9 protein-coding genes are annotated in these 14,341 nt (G+C 71.8%); 8 read left to right on the forward strand and 1 reads right to left on the reverse strand.

What is annotated here, in order from left to right; translation table 11 throughout:
* Positions 1-15 precede the first annotated feature (15 nt).
* On the reverse strand, positions 16-2,721 hold the full coding sequence (locus tag QCZ28_RS24640; RefSeq protein ID WP_279518880.1) for a glucosidase: 2,706 nt from the start codon (positions 2,719-2,721) through the stop codon (positions 16-18).
* A gap of 42 nt (positions 2,722-2,763) precedes the next feature.
* Between QCZ28_RS24640 and QCZ28_RS24645 the strand changes: the two genes are divergently transcribed.
* From QCZ28_RS24645 to QCZ28_RS24680, 8 genes are all read left to right on the forward strand, one after another.
* Positions 2,764-4,707, forward strand: coding sequence for an amylo-alpha-1,6-glucosidase (locus tag QCZ28_RS24645; protein ID WP_279518881.1), 1,944 nt, complete (start codon positions 2,764-2,766; stop codon positions 4,705-4,707).
* 137 nt (positions 4,708-4,844) lie between these two features.
* Positions 4,845-6,179: a glycosyltransferase family 4 protein gene (locus QCZ28_RS24650; protein WP_279518882.1), complete on the forward strand. Its 1,335-nt coding sequence runs from the start codon at positions 4,845-4,847 to the stop codon at positions 6,177-6,179.
* Positions 6,180-6,262: 83 nt separating this feature from the next.
* Positions 6,263-7,936, forward strand: a complete 1,674-nt coding sequence (locus tag QCZ28_RS24655) for a serine/threonine-protein kinase (RefSeq protein WP_279518883.1) — start codon at positions 6,263-6,265, stop codon at positions 7,934-7,936.
* A gap of 119 nt (positions 7,937-8,055) precedes the next feature.
* The gene (locus QCZ28_RS24660) at positions 8,056-9,681 is read left to right on the forward strand and encodes a serine/threonine-protein kinase (RefSeq protein ID WP_279518884.1); all 1,626 of its coding nucleotides are present in this window, start codon (positions 8,056-8,058) and stop codon (positions 9,679-9,681) included.
* A 103-nt stretch (positions 9,682-9,784) separates the two neighbouring features.
* A complete protein-coding gene (locus QCZ28_RS24665) occupies positions 9,785-10,594 on the forward strand; it encodes a metal-dependent hydrolase (RefSeq protein WP_279518885.1) in 810 nt (269 codons plus the stop codon).
* Positions 10,591-11,499 carry an amidohydrolase family protein gene (locus tag QCZ28_RS24670; RefSeq protein ID WP_279518886.1) on the forward strand — a complete coding sequence of 303 codons (909 nt, stop codon included), beginning with the start codon at positions 10,591-10,593 and terminating at the stop codon, positions 11,497-11,499. The genes QCZ28_RS24665 and QCZ28_RS24670 overlap by 4 nt, the downstream gene beginning before the upstream one ends.
* A 352-nt stretch (positions 11,500-11,851) precedes the next feature.
* Complete coding sequence (locus QCZ28_RS24675; RefSeq protein ID WP_279518945.1) at positions 11,852-12,901, forward strand: LacI family DNA-binding transcriptional regulator; 1,050 nt, start codon at positions 11,852-11,854, stop codon at positions 12,899-12,901.
* Positions 12,902-12,985: 84 nt separating this feature from the next.
* Positions 12,986-14,290: an extracellular solute-binding protein gene (locus QCZ28_RS24680; protein WP_279518887.1), complete on the forward strand. Its 1,305-nt coding sequence runs from the start codon at positions 12,986-12,988 to the stop codon at positions 14,288-14,290.
* The last annotated feature ends 51 nt before the right edge of the window (positions 14,291-14,341 follow it).

The raw sequence follows: 14,341 nt of genomic DNA on the forward strand, positions 1-14,341 counted from the left end.
GGGGGCGGGTGGGGGTCAGCGGCGCAACGTGAGGATCAGGTCGGCGACCAGGGCCGTCCAGCCGGTCTGGTGCCAGGCACCCAGGCCCGCGCCGTTGTCACCGTGGAAATATTCCGGGAAGGCAATCAGGTCCCGCCAGTCCGGGTGGGTCTGGAACAACTGCGCGGCGCCGTAGATCGGGCGTCGACCCCAGTCGTCCTGGGTGAAGAGGGCAATCAGCCGGGCCGAGAGGTCGTCGGCGATCTCGTCCAGGGTGCGCTTCACACCGGAGCGGGTCGGGTACTCCACCTGGAGGTCGTCGCCGAAGAACGCCGCGTAGTCCCGCAACGCGCTGATCAGCAGGAAGTTCGTCGGCATCCAGATCGGACCGCGCCAGTTCGAGTTGCCCCCGAACAGCCCGCTGGTCGACTCGGCCGGCTCGTAGCCGACGGAGAACTCCTGCCCGCCGAGGGTGACCGAGAACGGCTTGTCCAGGTGCGCGCGGGACAGCGTACGGAGGCCGAACTCGGAGAGGAACTCGTCGGGGTCGAGCATCCGGGCGAGCAGCCGGACCACCTGCTCCGGGCCGACCATCGACAACAGCCGCTGCTGCCGGCCGTCGGGGCCCAGCCGGCGCACGCCGATCACCTGGGCGTACTCCGGGCGGTTGGTCAGGAACCAGCGCAGCCGGGCTCCCAGCTCCGGTAGGCGGTGCAGGGTCGCCGCGGTGAGCCGGGTGGTGGCGGCCAACGGCAGCAACCCGACCACCGAACGGACCTTCAGCGGCACCTTCGTGCCGTCGGCGAGGCGCAGCACGTCGTAGAAGAAGGCGTCCTCCTCGTCCCACAACCCCTGCTCGTACGCGGCGGCCGCGATGTAGGCGAAGTGCTCGAAAAACTTGGTGGCGGTGTCCACCCAGGTCCGGTCGTGTTCGGCGAGCACGATCGCGATGTCCAGCAGGTTGAGGGCGTACATGCCCATCCAGCCGGTGCCGTCGGACTGCTCCAGCACACCGGCCACCGGCAGTGCCGCCGAGCGGTCGAACGGCCCGACGTTGTCGAGCCCGAGGAATCCGCCCTCGAAGACGTTGTTGCCGCCGGTGTCCTTGCGGTTGACCCACCAGGTGAAGTTGATCAGCAGCTTGTGCATCACCCGGGCCAGGAAGTCGTGGTCCCGGCTGCCGTCGATCTCGAACACCTTCAGCGCCGCCCAGGCGTGCACCGGCGGGTTCACGTCACCGAACGCCCACTCGTACGCCGGGATCTGGCCGTTGGGGTGCAGGTACCACTCGCGGAGCAGGAGCAGCAGCTGATCCTTGGCGAAGCTCGGGTCGACCCGGGCGATGCTCACGCAGTGGAAGGCCAGGTCCCAGGCCGCGTACCAGGGGTATTCCCACGGGTCGGGCATGGAGATGACGTCGAAGCTGGTCATGTGCCACCAGGCGCTGTTGCGCCCGTGCCGACGCCCGGCCGGCGGAGTGGAGCCCGGGTCGCCTTCCAACCACCGCTTGACGTCGAAGTGGTAGAACTGCTTGCCCCACATCAGCCCGGCGATGGCCTGCCGGGCGACCAGCGCCTCGTCGGGGGTGGCGGCCGGCGGGATCACCCCGGCGAAGAACCGGTTCGCCTCGGCCCGTCGCGCCCACACCACTGCCTCGAAGCCCTCGCTGAGGTCGGCCGGGGGCGGCGGCGCGGCGGCCGGCGGCGACGCGGTACGGGTGAGTCGCAGCCGGATCTGGCGCTGCTCGCCGGCCGGCACGTCGAGCACGTAGTGCAGCGCGCCCTTGGTGCCCTCCCGGGCCGGGTTGACGGTGGCCGCGCCGTTGACGACGTGGTCGTTGATGCCGTCCTTCGGGTACTTCGACCGGCCGGGCAGGCCCCACAGCCGTTCGGCGTTGGTGTCGTTGTCGCAGAGCAGCGGCACGGGGCCGCCGTCGCCCTCCAGCAGCAGTTGGCCGAGCACCCGGTGCTCGCCGACGAGCCGGGTGCCCTGGCCGGTGAGCCGGGGGATCCGGTCGCCACCGGGCAGGCCCCAGGACCAGGTGTTACGGAACCACAGGGTGGGCAGGACGTGCAGGGTCGCCGCCTGGTCGCCCCGGTTGGCGACGGTCACCACCATGCAGAGGTCGGTCGGGGACGCCTTGGCGTAGTCGACGGTCACCGCCCAGTACCGGTCGTCGTCGAAGATCCCGGTGTCGACCAGCTCGTACTCGGTGTCGTCGCGGCCGCGCAACGCGTTCACCGCGACGAGTTCGTCGTACGGGAACGCGGCCTGCGGGTAGTGGTAGCGCCAGCGCATCCAGGAGTGGGTGGGCGTGGAGTCCTCGTACCACCAGTACTCCTTGACGTCCTCGCCGTGGTTGCCGCCGTCGCCGCCGAGGCCGAACATCCGCTCCTTGAGGATCGGGTCCTTGCCGTTCCAGAGGGCGAGGGCGAAGGCGAAGGTCTGCCGGTCGTCGCAGACGCCGGCCATCCCGTCTTCATTCCACCGGTAGGCTCTGGACCGCGCGTGGTCGTGCGGGAAGTAGTCCCAGGCCGTACCGTGCTCGCTGTAGTCCTCCCGTACCGTCCCCCACGCCCGTTCGGACAGATAGGGACCCCATGCACGCCAGTCCTGCTCCCCCGAGTCGGCCTGGGCGAGCCGGAGCCGCTCAGCGTCGGGTGGCGAGGCGTCGGAGGACGATCGGTCAGTGATCACGTGCACATCTTTGACGTCGCCGCGGTACTTGACCACAGCGGCCATTCTCGTCGTGGCGTGTTACACCTTGCCGCCGGTGGAGGAAACTTGATCGACATTCACTTCGGCCCGCAGGTCTGCGGCGATCTGACCAGCGCCGCGAGCCGGGAGTGGCTGGTCCCCGACGGTCTCGGCGGCTACGCGATGGGCACTGTCGGCGGGCTGCGGACCCGTCGCTACCACGGTCTGTTGGTGGTTTCCGGCGAAACGCCGGCGTCCCGCCAGGTGGGACTGGCCAGTCTCGATCCGGCGGTCACACTGCCGTCCGGCACGCGGGTGCGCCTCGGCGCGCACGAGTGGGCCTCGGGTGACGTCGACCCGCGCGGCTTCGAGCTGTTGGAGCGCTTCGACCTGGTCGACGGGCTGCCCCGGTGGCGGTGGCGGATCGGCGACGTGGTGATCGAACGGGAGCTGGCCATGCTGCCCGGCCGCTCCTGCGTCGCGGTGGTGCACCGGCTGGTCGCCGGTGGCCCCGTCCGGCTGGAGCTGTCGGCCGCCTGCACCTGGCGGGACGCGCACGGCGAACGGCGGGCCGACGGCCCGATCCCCCAGGTCGAGGCGGTTGCCGACGGCGCTGTGGTCGAGGGCGCGTACCGGCTCGCCGGCCCGGGTTGGGCCCCCGAGGGGCAGTGGTGGCTGGGCGTGCACCACCGCGAGGAGGCCAACCGGGGGCTGCACCCGGACGAGGACGTCTGGTACGCGGGCCGCTTCTTCGGTGAGCTGGAACGCCCCGGTGACACCGTGTCGGTGCGGGCCTGGGCCGGTCGACTCGACGAGGAGCCGCCCCCGGCGACGGAGATCGTGGCGACGGCCCGACGGCGCAACCGGCAGGTGGTGGCGGCGGCGAAGCCCACCGACGACGTGGCGGCGACACTGACGCTGGCCGCCGACGCGTTCGTGGTGCGCACCGAGCACGCGGCGGTGGACGTGGTGGCCGGGTACCCGTGGTTCGGGGCCTGGTCGCGGGACACAATGATCTCGTACGAGGGGTTGTTCCTCTGCACCGGGCGCGCCGACGAGGGGCGGGACCTGCTGCGGGCGTACGCGGCGACGCTGTCCGAGGGGATGCTCGCCAACACCGCCGACACCGGTCGGGTGGAGTACAACACCGTCGACGGCACGCTGTGGTTCCTGCACGCGGTGAGCCGGCACGTCACCGTCACCGGCGACACCGACCTCGGCGACGAGTTGCTGCCCGCCCTGCACACGGTGATCGACGCTCATGTCGCCGGCACCCGGTACGGGATCCGCGTCGACCCGACCGACGGTCTGCTCACCCAGGGCGCCGCCGGCACCGCGCTGACCTGGATGGATGCCCGGGTGTACGGGGTGCCGGTCACCCCGCGTACCGGCAAGCCGGTCGAGGTCAACGCGTTGTGGATCAATGGCCTGGCCGGGCTCGCGGAGCTGACCGAGCTGGCCGGGCGGAACGCCGACGGGCTGTGGCGACTCCACGCGCAGGCCACCGCCTCGTTCCGGGAGCGGTTCCCGGCGCCGACCGGGTGGTTGCACGACGTGCTGGACGCGCCCGCGCCGGCGTACCCGTTGGGTGGGGCGGCCCTGCACGACGACGACGCGTTGCGCCCCAACCAGTTGCTGGCCTGGTCGCTGCCGTACGCGCCGATGGAGCCGGACGAGGCGACGCTACGCCGGGTCGCGGGCGGGTTGCTCACCCCGCTCGGGCCGCGCAGTCTCGCCCCGGATTCCGCGGAGTTCGTGGGTCGGCACCGGGGGGGCCCGGCCGACCGGGACGGGGGCTACCACCAGGGCACGGTGTGGCCGTGGTTGCTCGGCCCGTACGTGGACGCCGCCCGCCGGGGGAAGATGTCCGTCGATGACGTGTTCGTCGGCATTGAGTCCCATTTGATCGAATATGGGATAGGCTCGGTAAGCGAGACGGCCGACGGCCTCGCGCCGCACACCGCTACCGGGTGCCCGTTCCAGGCGTGGTCGGTGGCCGAGCTGCTGCGGGTACGACGAAAGAGCCAGTAGCGCTTTACACGACCGCAACGGTGGTGTCGCCGCTGGTTATCGCGATCCCGGCAGGATTGGCCCCGATCCAGACGCGACGGCGACATCGACTCCGGTGTCGGTCGGCGCGCGCCCGGGGACAACTCAAAGGGGGCCGCATGTCACTCGATGCCCACGTGATCGACATCAACCCCGCCCGACAGCTGCGGGTGCTGATGCTCTCCTGGGAGTACCCGCCGGTGCTCGTCGGCGGTCTCGGCCGACACGTGCACGCCCTGTCCGTCGCCCTGGCCGCCGCCGGCCACGAGGTCACCGTGGTCACCCGGCACAGCGAGGGCGCACCCCTGGAGGAGTACGCCGAGGGCGTGCGCATCCTGCGCGCCCCCGAGGACCCGGTCACCTTCCCCCTCGCCACCGGCTCACTGCTGGCCTGGACGATGGCCTTCAACCACACCCTCACCCGCACCGCGCTGCGCGCCACCGAAGCCGGCACCTACGACGTCATCCACGCCCACGACTGGCTCGTCGCCCACACGGCCGTCACCCTCGCCGAGCACCTGGACCTGCCCCTGGTCACCACCATGCACGCCACCGAGGCGGGTCGGCACCAGGGCTGGCTGCCGGAGGAGATGAACCGCACCATCCACGGCGTCGAGCACTGGCTCAGCAATTCCTCCGTCCGGGTGATCACCTGTTCCGGGTACATGCGCGAGCAGGTGACCACGCTCTTCGACATGCCGGCCAGCCAGGTCGACGTGGTACCCAACGGGGTCGACGACCGGGCCTGGCGGGCACGCCCCCGAGCTGTCGCGTCGGCCCGGGCGCGCTTCGCCGGGGACGGCCCGCTGGTCGGGTACGCCGGACGGCTGGTCTACGAGAAGGGTGTCCAGCACCTGGTGCACGCCGTACCCCGGCTGCGGGAGCGGCATCCGGGGCTGCGCGTGGTGATCGCCGGCGACGGCCCGTACCGCACCGAGTTGGAGGCGGAGGCCCGGCGGCTGGCGCTGAGCTCGACGGTCCGGTTCACCGGGTTTCTCGACGCCACCCAACTGCCGGCGATGCTCGGCGCCACCGACGCGACGGTGGTCCCCAGCCTCTACGAACCGTTCGGCATGGTGGCGCTGGAGGCGGCGGCCGCCGGAGCGCCACTGGCGGTGGCCCGGACCGGGGGTCTCGCGGAGATCGTCGAACCCGGCGTGACCGGGGTGACGTTCCCGCACAGTGATCCGGACGCGCTCGCCGGCGCGGTCGGCCAACTGCTCGGCGACGAGGTCTTCGCCCGGCGGCTGGCCCGCCGGGCCCGCACGATGGTCGGCGAGCGGTACGGCTGGGCCACCATCGCGGCCCGCACCGCCGCCAGCTACGCCACCGCTCGGCGCGAACACGGCCCCGTCCAGGCCCGCCGCGCCGCCGCCCGGCTGGCCGGCGGACGGACCCGGATCGCCATCCCGGAGGGGAATCTGCTGACCCGGGCCGACCCCGCCGCGTGCTGACGTACGTCGGATGACCTATAGGTGACTTCCGATCCGCTGGTTAGGGTGTAGCCCGAACAGCGGCTGAGGAGGAGCGTGCACAGGTGCTGATCGCCGGTCGGTACCGACTGCTCGACCTGGTGGGTCGCGGGGGCATGGGTCGGGTGTGGCGCGCCCGCGACGAGATGCTGCACCGCGAGGTGGCGGTCAAGGAGATCGTGCCACCGAGTTGGCTTGACGATCGTGGCCGGGCCGACGTGCGCCTGCGCACCATGCGGGAGGCGCGGGCCGCGGCCCGGCTCAACCACCCCGCCGTGGTCCGGCTCTACGACGTGGTCGCGGTCGACGACAGCCCCTGGATCGTGATGGAGTACGTCCCGTCCCGCACCCTCCAGGACGTCGTGGACGCCGAGGGGCCCCTGGAGCCCGCCCGCGCGGCCCGGATCGGTCTGGCCGTGCTCGACGCGTTGCAGGCCGCGCACAGCGCCGGGGTGCTGCACCGCGACATCAAACCGCAGAACGTGCTCGTGGCGCACGACGGGCGGGTGATGCTCACCGACTTCGGGCTGGCCACCTTCGACGGTGGCGACGGCGCGATGACCCGCCCCGGCATGGTCCTCGGCTCCCCGCAGTACGTGGCCCCGGAGCGGGCCTCCGACGGGGTGTCCTCGGTGGCCGCCGACCTCTGGTCGCTCGGCGCGACACTGCACGCCGCCGTGGAGGGGCAGTCCCCGTACGCCCGCAGCACCGCGATGGCCACCCTGAGCGCGCTGGCCGCCGGCCCGCCGGACCCGGCCCCGCACGCCGGCGCGCTCGCGCCGGTGCTGCACGGGCTGCTCCGCCGCAACCCGGACGACCGCCTCGGCCACGACGCGGCCCGTCGGTTGCTCAGGACGGCAGCGGGCGGCCGTGCCGACCCACCGGCGGTGACCGACCGCCCCTCGGCCGACGGGCCGGCGCCGGGGGTGCTCGACCCGGGCACCGCCGCCGACGACCTCGACCCCACCATTCCGCTGCCCGACCCGGCCGACGAACCGGCCGCCCCGTCCGCAGCCGGTGCTGCCTCCCCCGCACCGGACCCGTCCGCCGCCGGGCGTACCGCGCGTCGGGTGGCGGTGGTCGCCGTGGCGCTGCTGGTGGCCGTGGTGGCCGGTGTCGGCACCGCACTGACCGTCACCGGTGACAAGCCCGGCGACACCACCGGGTGGTCCTCTCCGACGCCGGGTGCCGGGCCGCTCGGTCCCGGGCCGCTGCCGAGGGGACGCGGCGTTCCCCCACCCCCGTTCGCCTGTGTGCGCCCGGACATCGTCGGGACGCCCGTGCCGGCCGGCACTCCGAGCGCGGGCGACGGGCTCCAACCGCCGCCCGGCTGGATCTGGTACGCCGACGTCACCGGCTTCCGGGTCTCCGTACCGGCGACGTGGTGGACCTCCCGCGACGGCACTGTGGTGTGCTTCCAGGACCCGGCGACCGGCCGGGCCTTCAGCGTCGCCGAGGGTGGCGCTGTCGACCCGCTGCGGCGGCTGCGGGCCCTTCGCGACAAGGCAGCCGCGGCGGGGGCCCTGCCCGGGTACGACGAGATCCGGCTCGCCACCGGCGACGGCGCCGCCGAGTGGGAGTGTCGCTGGCAGACACCGCACGGGCGGTGGCTGCGCGCCCGCCAGCAGACCCTCGGCGCCGACCGCTGGACGCTGGGTTGGATCACCTTCGACGAGGACTGGGCCGGCGCCGCCGGCGACTGGGAAATGGTGCGAAAGAGTTTCCGACCACCCCGCTGAGCTGCACCGTATGGCCATGATCCGGACTACCGTCCGGTCTGGATCGAGGCCGCACAGTGGATGAGAAAGCCGACATTGGTGGCTATCGTGGATCCCGGGGTGACCGAGGGGGAGCGACCGTGCATCAGTTGCTGATCGCGGGTCGGTACCGGCTGCTCGACCTGGTCGGCACCGGCGGAATGGGCCGGGTGTGGCTTGCTCGCGACGAGATGCTGCACCGCGACGTGGCGCTGAAGGAGGTCGTGCCGCCGTCCTGGCTGGCCGAGACCGAGCGTGCGGAGTTGCGGCTGCGGACCCTGCGGGAGGCACGCACCGCCGCCCGGCTCAACCATCCCAACGTGGTCCGCCTCTACGACGTGGTGCACGACCGGGACAGCCCCTGGATCGTGATGGAGTACGTGCCATCCCGGTCGGTGCAGCAGATCATCAGCGCCGAGGGGCCACTGAGTCCGCCGCGCACCGCCCGGATCGGGTTGGCGGTGCTCGCCGCGTTGCGGGCCGCGCACGCCGCCGGAGTGCTGCACCGCGACGTGAAGCCGCACAACGTGCTCGTGGCCGACGACGGGCGGGTGATGCTCACCGACTTCGGTCTGGCCACCTTCGACGGCGGCGACGGCACGATGACCGGGCCCGGCACGGTGCTCGGCTCACCGCAGTTCGTCGCGCCGGAGCGGGCCCGGGAAGGAGTGTCCGACGCGCGTACCGACATGTGGTCGCTGGGCGCGACGCTCTACGCGACGGTCGAGGGGCAGTCGCCGTACGCGAGGTCGAGCGCCATGGCGACGCTCAGCGCACTGGCCACCGAACCACCTGACCCGATGCGTCGGGCCGGCCCGTTGCGTCCCGTCCTCACCGGCCTGTTGCAGCGTGACCCCTGGCGGCGGCTGACCGCCGTCGAGGTGGAGCCGCTGCTGCGCAGCGCCGCGGCGAGCCCCGACGAGCCCACCGGGCCGGCCCGGTCGGCGGCGGTCGCGGCGGTGCGCAGCGCCGGCCGGGCCAGCACGCCTGACCCGGTCGAACCGGCGCCCCCGTCGGACGAACTGGCGACGCCGACCCCGCGCCCACCGCGCCGGCCCGCCCGGCGACGCCGCCTGATCGCCCTGGGCGGTGCGGTGGCCGCCCTGCTCGTCGCGGGCGGCGTCACGCTGGCCCTGGTCGATCGGCACGATGAGCGGACCCCGCCGTCCGGCTCGGGTGGCGGCGCACCGACCCACCGGCCGGTGGCGTTCGCCTGTGCGTCGTCCCCGCCACCGTCGGCCACCCCGGTGGTGTCGGTGTCCCCGCCGGCCGACGCGAGATACCGGCTGCCCGAGGGGTGGACCTGGCACGACGACCCGACCGGGTTCCGGATCGCCGCGCCGGTGGGCTGGGCGCGCTGGACCGAAGGTCCGGTGACCTGCTTCCGCAGGTCCAGCGGGTCCCGGGTGCTCAGCGTCGAGGCGGGTCCGGCCCGCGCGGATCCGGTGGCCTACTGGGAGGCCGAGGAGGCGCGGTTGACCACGAGCGCGGCGTTGCCGGGTTATCGCAAGGTGGACATCTCCGCGATGGACATCTTCGAGGGCGGCGCGGTGTGGGAGTGCGGCTGGCTGAACGCCCTCGGCGTCGCGGTGCACAGTTTCCGGCTGCTGATCAACACGTCGGCGGGCCGCTCCTACACCGTCTCCTGGTTGACAGAAGAGTTCGACTGGCAGGTCAACGCGGCATACTTGCCGATGATCCGGCAGAGCTTCACCCCCACCCCGTAACTTCGTCCGATGTGGACCTGACGGGTGATGCCCCTGCGGCGCTGAGGCTGACTACAGTGGCGTAGTTTTGGGCGCTCAAGATCCTTGGGGAGGGTGAGCCGAGATGATGGGACCGCAACACGCGCTGTCCGGCGCGGCGGTGTGGTTGGCTGGCTCCTGGGCACTGGAGCAGTTCGCCGACTACCACCAGTCGCCGCTCGCGCTGGCGGTGGGCACCGCGGTGTGCGCCGGTGGCGCGCTCTTCCCCGACCTCGACATGTCGGGCAAGGTGACCAAGAACCAGGGTGGGGCCACCGTGGCCCGTACCTTCGGGGTCTTCTCGCTCTTCGCCGCCGAGGTGATGGAGAAGATCTCCCTCGGGGTCTACTACGCCACGAAGCTCAGCAAGGATCCGCGCCGCAACAACGGGCACCGGACGCTGACCCACACGCTGCCGTTCACCGTCCTGGTCGGCTGGGGCACCACCGCGCTCTGCGCCGCGTACGGCAAGTGGGCGGTCATCACGATCCTGTTCTTCATGTTCGGCCTGGCGCTGCGCGGGCTGTTCGACGAGTGGGCCGAGCGGGCCGGCTGGGTGATCATCACTCTCGCCTCGGCCGGGGCGGCCTGGTTCACCTACGCCAACCTGCCGGGCGGACGCGGCTATCCGCTGATCGGCACCGCGCTGGGCGTGGGCTGCTTCGTGCACATCCTCGGCGACATGATCACCCGCGCCGGCGTGCCGATCCTCTGGCCGATCCCGATCAAGCGGCGCATGTGGATGATGATCGGCCTGCCGAACCGCATCGCCCTGCGCGTCGGCAGCAAGGCCGAGGTGGTCGGCATGCGCATCGCGCTGACCGTCGTCTCGGCGCTCGCCACCGTCGGCCTGATCGCGCCCTCGGTGCTGAGCCGATTCGACATCGAGATATGACCGGTCCGGCGCCGGTCGTCCCGCCGGTCGCCGACGAGCGCGTACCGGAGTTCTGCCGCGCGCTGGGGCTGCCAGGTCTCGCCGACGTGCACGTGCACTTCCTGCCACCGCGACTGCTGCGTCGGGTGTGGGCCTACTTCGACGCCGCCGGGCCACTGGTCGGCACCGAGTGGCCGATCCGCTACCGGTGGAGCGACGCCGACCGGGTCGCGCACCTGCGCCGGCTCGGGGTGCGGGCGTTCAGCGCGCTGGCGTACGCGCACCGGCCGGGCATGGCGGCCGACCTCAACCGCTGGACGCTGGACTTCGCCCGCGACACCCCGGGCTGCCTGGCCTCGGCCACGTTCTACCCGGAGCCGGAGGCCCCCGGGTACGTCGAGGCGGCCCTCGCCGAAGGTGCCCGGCTGTTCAAACTGCACCTGCAGGTCGGCGGCTTCGCACCGACCGATCCGGCACTGGACCAGGTATGGGGGACGCTGTCGGACGCGGGTGTGCCGGTGGTGGTGCACGCCGGACACGCCCCGGTGGGCACCGCCCACACCGGCCCGGACCCGTTCGCGGCCCTGCTCGCCCGCCACCCCCGGCTGACCGCAGTGGTGGCGCACCTGGGCGCCCCGGACTACCGGGCGTTCCTGGACCTCGCCGAGACGTACGAGCGGGTCCGGCTGGACACCACGATGGCGTTCACGCCCTTCTTCGACCAGTTCGTCCCCTTCCCCGCCGACGAGTTGCCCCGGTTGCGGGAGCTGGGGCTGGCCGGAAAGGTGCTGCTGGGCAGCGACTTCCCGAACATCCCGTACCCGTACGCCGACCAGGTGGCCGGGCTGACCCGGCTGGACCTGGGCGACGACTGGCTGCGCGCGGTCTGCTGGGACAGCGCCGCAGCCCTCTTCGACCTGTCCTGACCCGCCGCACCCTCCCGCCGCGCCCGCCGCACCCGCCGCCCCGCCGCCCCGCGGCCCCGCCGCCCCCGCCGCGCCCGCCGCGCCCTCAAGATCGTGCTCGATCCTTGTTGTAGTGGCTTCCGCGGACGGCCCGAGGGGACTACATCCAGGATCGAGCGCAATCTTGAGGCGTGCCAGGAGCGCAGCCCTGGGGCCCGAGGGCCGGACACGGACTGAATTCTTTTCGACATCGGCTATTGACGTCGCCGTAACAGGTGGCCTAGCGTCCTGTCGAACCGCTTCGTCGAAGCGCTTCGACGAAGTCTCCGGGAGCGGTTCCACAGCAGGCCAGAGGAGGTGCGCGGTGGCCACCATGCATGACGTCGCCCGCCTCGCGCAGGTCTCGGTCAGCACCGTCTCGTACGTGCTCACCGGCGCCCGGCCGATCTCGCAGGCCACCCGCAACAAGGTGCTCGCCGCGATGGCACAGCTCGACTACCAGCCCAACGCGATGGCCCGAGGGCTGGCCAGTCGCCGCAGCCGGATCCTCGGCCTGCTGATGCCGATGGACGAACGGGGCCTCGGTGCCACCGAGACCGCCTTCGTCACCGGTGCCGCCGCCGCGGCCAGCGTCGCCGGCTACCACCTGGTGCTCTCGCCGGTCGGCGGGGGCAACCTCGACGACCTGCGCCGGCTGGCCAGCCAGCGGATGCTCGACGGGGTCGTGCTGATGGAGGTGCAGCTGGCCGACGAGCGGGTCACCGTACTCCAGGAGGCGGGGGTGCCGCTGGTGCTGATCGGCCGTACCGCCGACACCAGCACGCTCTCCTACGTCGACATCGACTTCGACCAGACCGTCCGGGAGGCCGTCGCGCACCTGGTCGGTCTCGGGCACCGGCAGATCGTCTACGTCAACCACTCGGCCGCCACACTGACCAGCGGTTACGGGCCGGCGCTGCGTACCCGGGACGCCTTCACCTCGGCGATGACCGGGCACGGTCTGGAGCCGGTGATGATCGCCGCCGAGGACAGCGCCGCCGGCGGGCGGGCCGCCCTGGCCGCCGCGTTCGCGCAGGCCCCGGAGCTGACCGCGGTGCTGGCCATGAACGAGACGGCGATCTTCGGCATCCTCGGCGAGCTGACCGGCCGGGGGTTGTCGGTGCCCGACGACGTCTCCGTCGTCTCGATGGTCACCTCGCCGCAGGTCGCCGAATTGGCCACCCCCGCGCTGACCGCGATGACGTCCCCCGGTTCGGCGCTGGGCCGGATCGCGATCGAGGCGCTGACGCGCCACCTGGACGGCCCCGCCGACCTTCGTCACCAGCAACTGCTGCCGTGCACGTTGGAGATCCGGGGATCGACCGCCGCACCCCGGCGGCCGGCACTGGCTACCTCTGGTCCGGCGTCGAACGACGGCGGCTGACCAGCCAAGACGGCCCGCCATCGCGCTGCAACGCGACGACGGGCCCCGTGAAGTACCGGCTAGTACTCAACGAGGAGGATAGTAATGCAGCGATTCCACCGGCTCGTCGCCGCGATCGCCCTGGCGGCGACCGCGACGACCACCGTGGCCGCCTGCGGCGGTGGTGACAACGGGGACAGCAGCGACGCCAAGGTTCTGAAGCTCTGGCACTACGAGAGCGAGAACAGCGCCATGGGGATCGGCTGGGACCGGGCGATCGAGATCTTCAAGTCCGAGCACCCGGGCGTCGAGGTGCGCTTCGAGCGCAAGGCGTTCGAGCAGATCCAGCAGAACGCCGGCATGATCATCAATTCGTCCGAGGGCCCGGACATCATGGAGTACAACAAGGGCAACGCGACCGCCGGGCTGCTCTCCTCCCAGGGCCTGCTGGCCGACCTGAGCAGCGAGGCCGACAAGCGCGGCTGGGCCGGCAAGCTCAGCCCCAGCCTGCAGACCACCGCCCGGTACAGCGACAAGGGCGTGATGGGCTCCGGCAACTGGTTCGGTGTGCCGAACTACGGCGAGTACGTCACCGTCTACTACAACAAGGACCTGTTCCAGCAGAACGGCGTCAAGGTCCCGACCACCATGGCCGAGATGACCGCCGCGATGGACACCTTCGTCGGCAAGGGGATCACCCCGCTGGGCATGGCCGGCGCCGAGTACCCGGCCGGGCAGCTCTTCTACCAGCTCGCCCTCTCCAAGGCCGACCGGCAGTTCGTCGACAACTACCAGCTCTACAAGAACCCTGTCGACTTCAAGGCCGACCCGCTCAAGTACGGCGCGGAGACCTTCGCCCAGTGGGTGCAGAAGGGCTACGTCGCCAAGAACTCGGCCAGCCTCAAGGCCGAGGACATGGGCACCGCCTTCATCGGCGGCAAGGTTCCGATGATCGTCTCGGGTAGCTGGTGGTACGGCCGGTTCAAGGCCGAGATGAAGGCCAACTGGGACACCTTCCTCTTCCCCGGCAACACCCTCCAGGCCGGCTCCTCCGGCAACCTCTGGGTGGTCCCGGAGAACAGCAAGGCCAAGAGCCTGGCGTACGACTTCATCGACATCACCCTGCGCCCGGAGATCCAGGATCTGATCGGCAACAACGGTGGTGTTCCGGTCGCCGCTGACGCGTCGAAGATCACCGACCCGAAGGACCGCAAGCTGATCGAGGACTTCAACACGGTCAGCAAGTCCGACGGGCTCGCCTTCTACCCGGACTGGCCGGTCCCCGGCTACTACGACGTGCTGGTCTCCGGCTTCCAGGGTCTGATCAACGGCTCGAAGTCGCCCGACCAGGTCCTCGACACGATCGCCAAGCCGTACGCCGATGGCGTCAAGGAGATCACCGGCAAGTGACACGGCGAGCGGCGGGCGTGACCGGCACGACCGGCGCGCCCGCCCGCCCCG

It is taken from the genome of Micromonospora sp. DH14, from assembly GCF_029809455.1.
GTDB lineage: Bacteria > Actinomycetota > Actinomycetes > Mycobacteriales > Micromonosporaceae > Micromonospora > Micromonospora parva.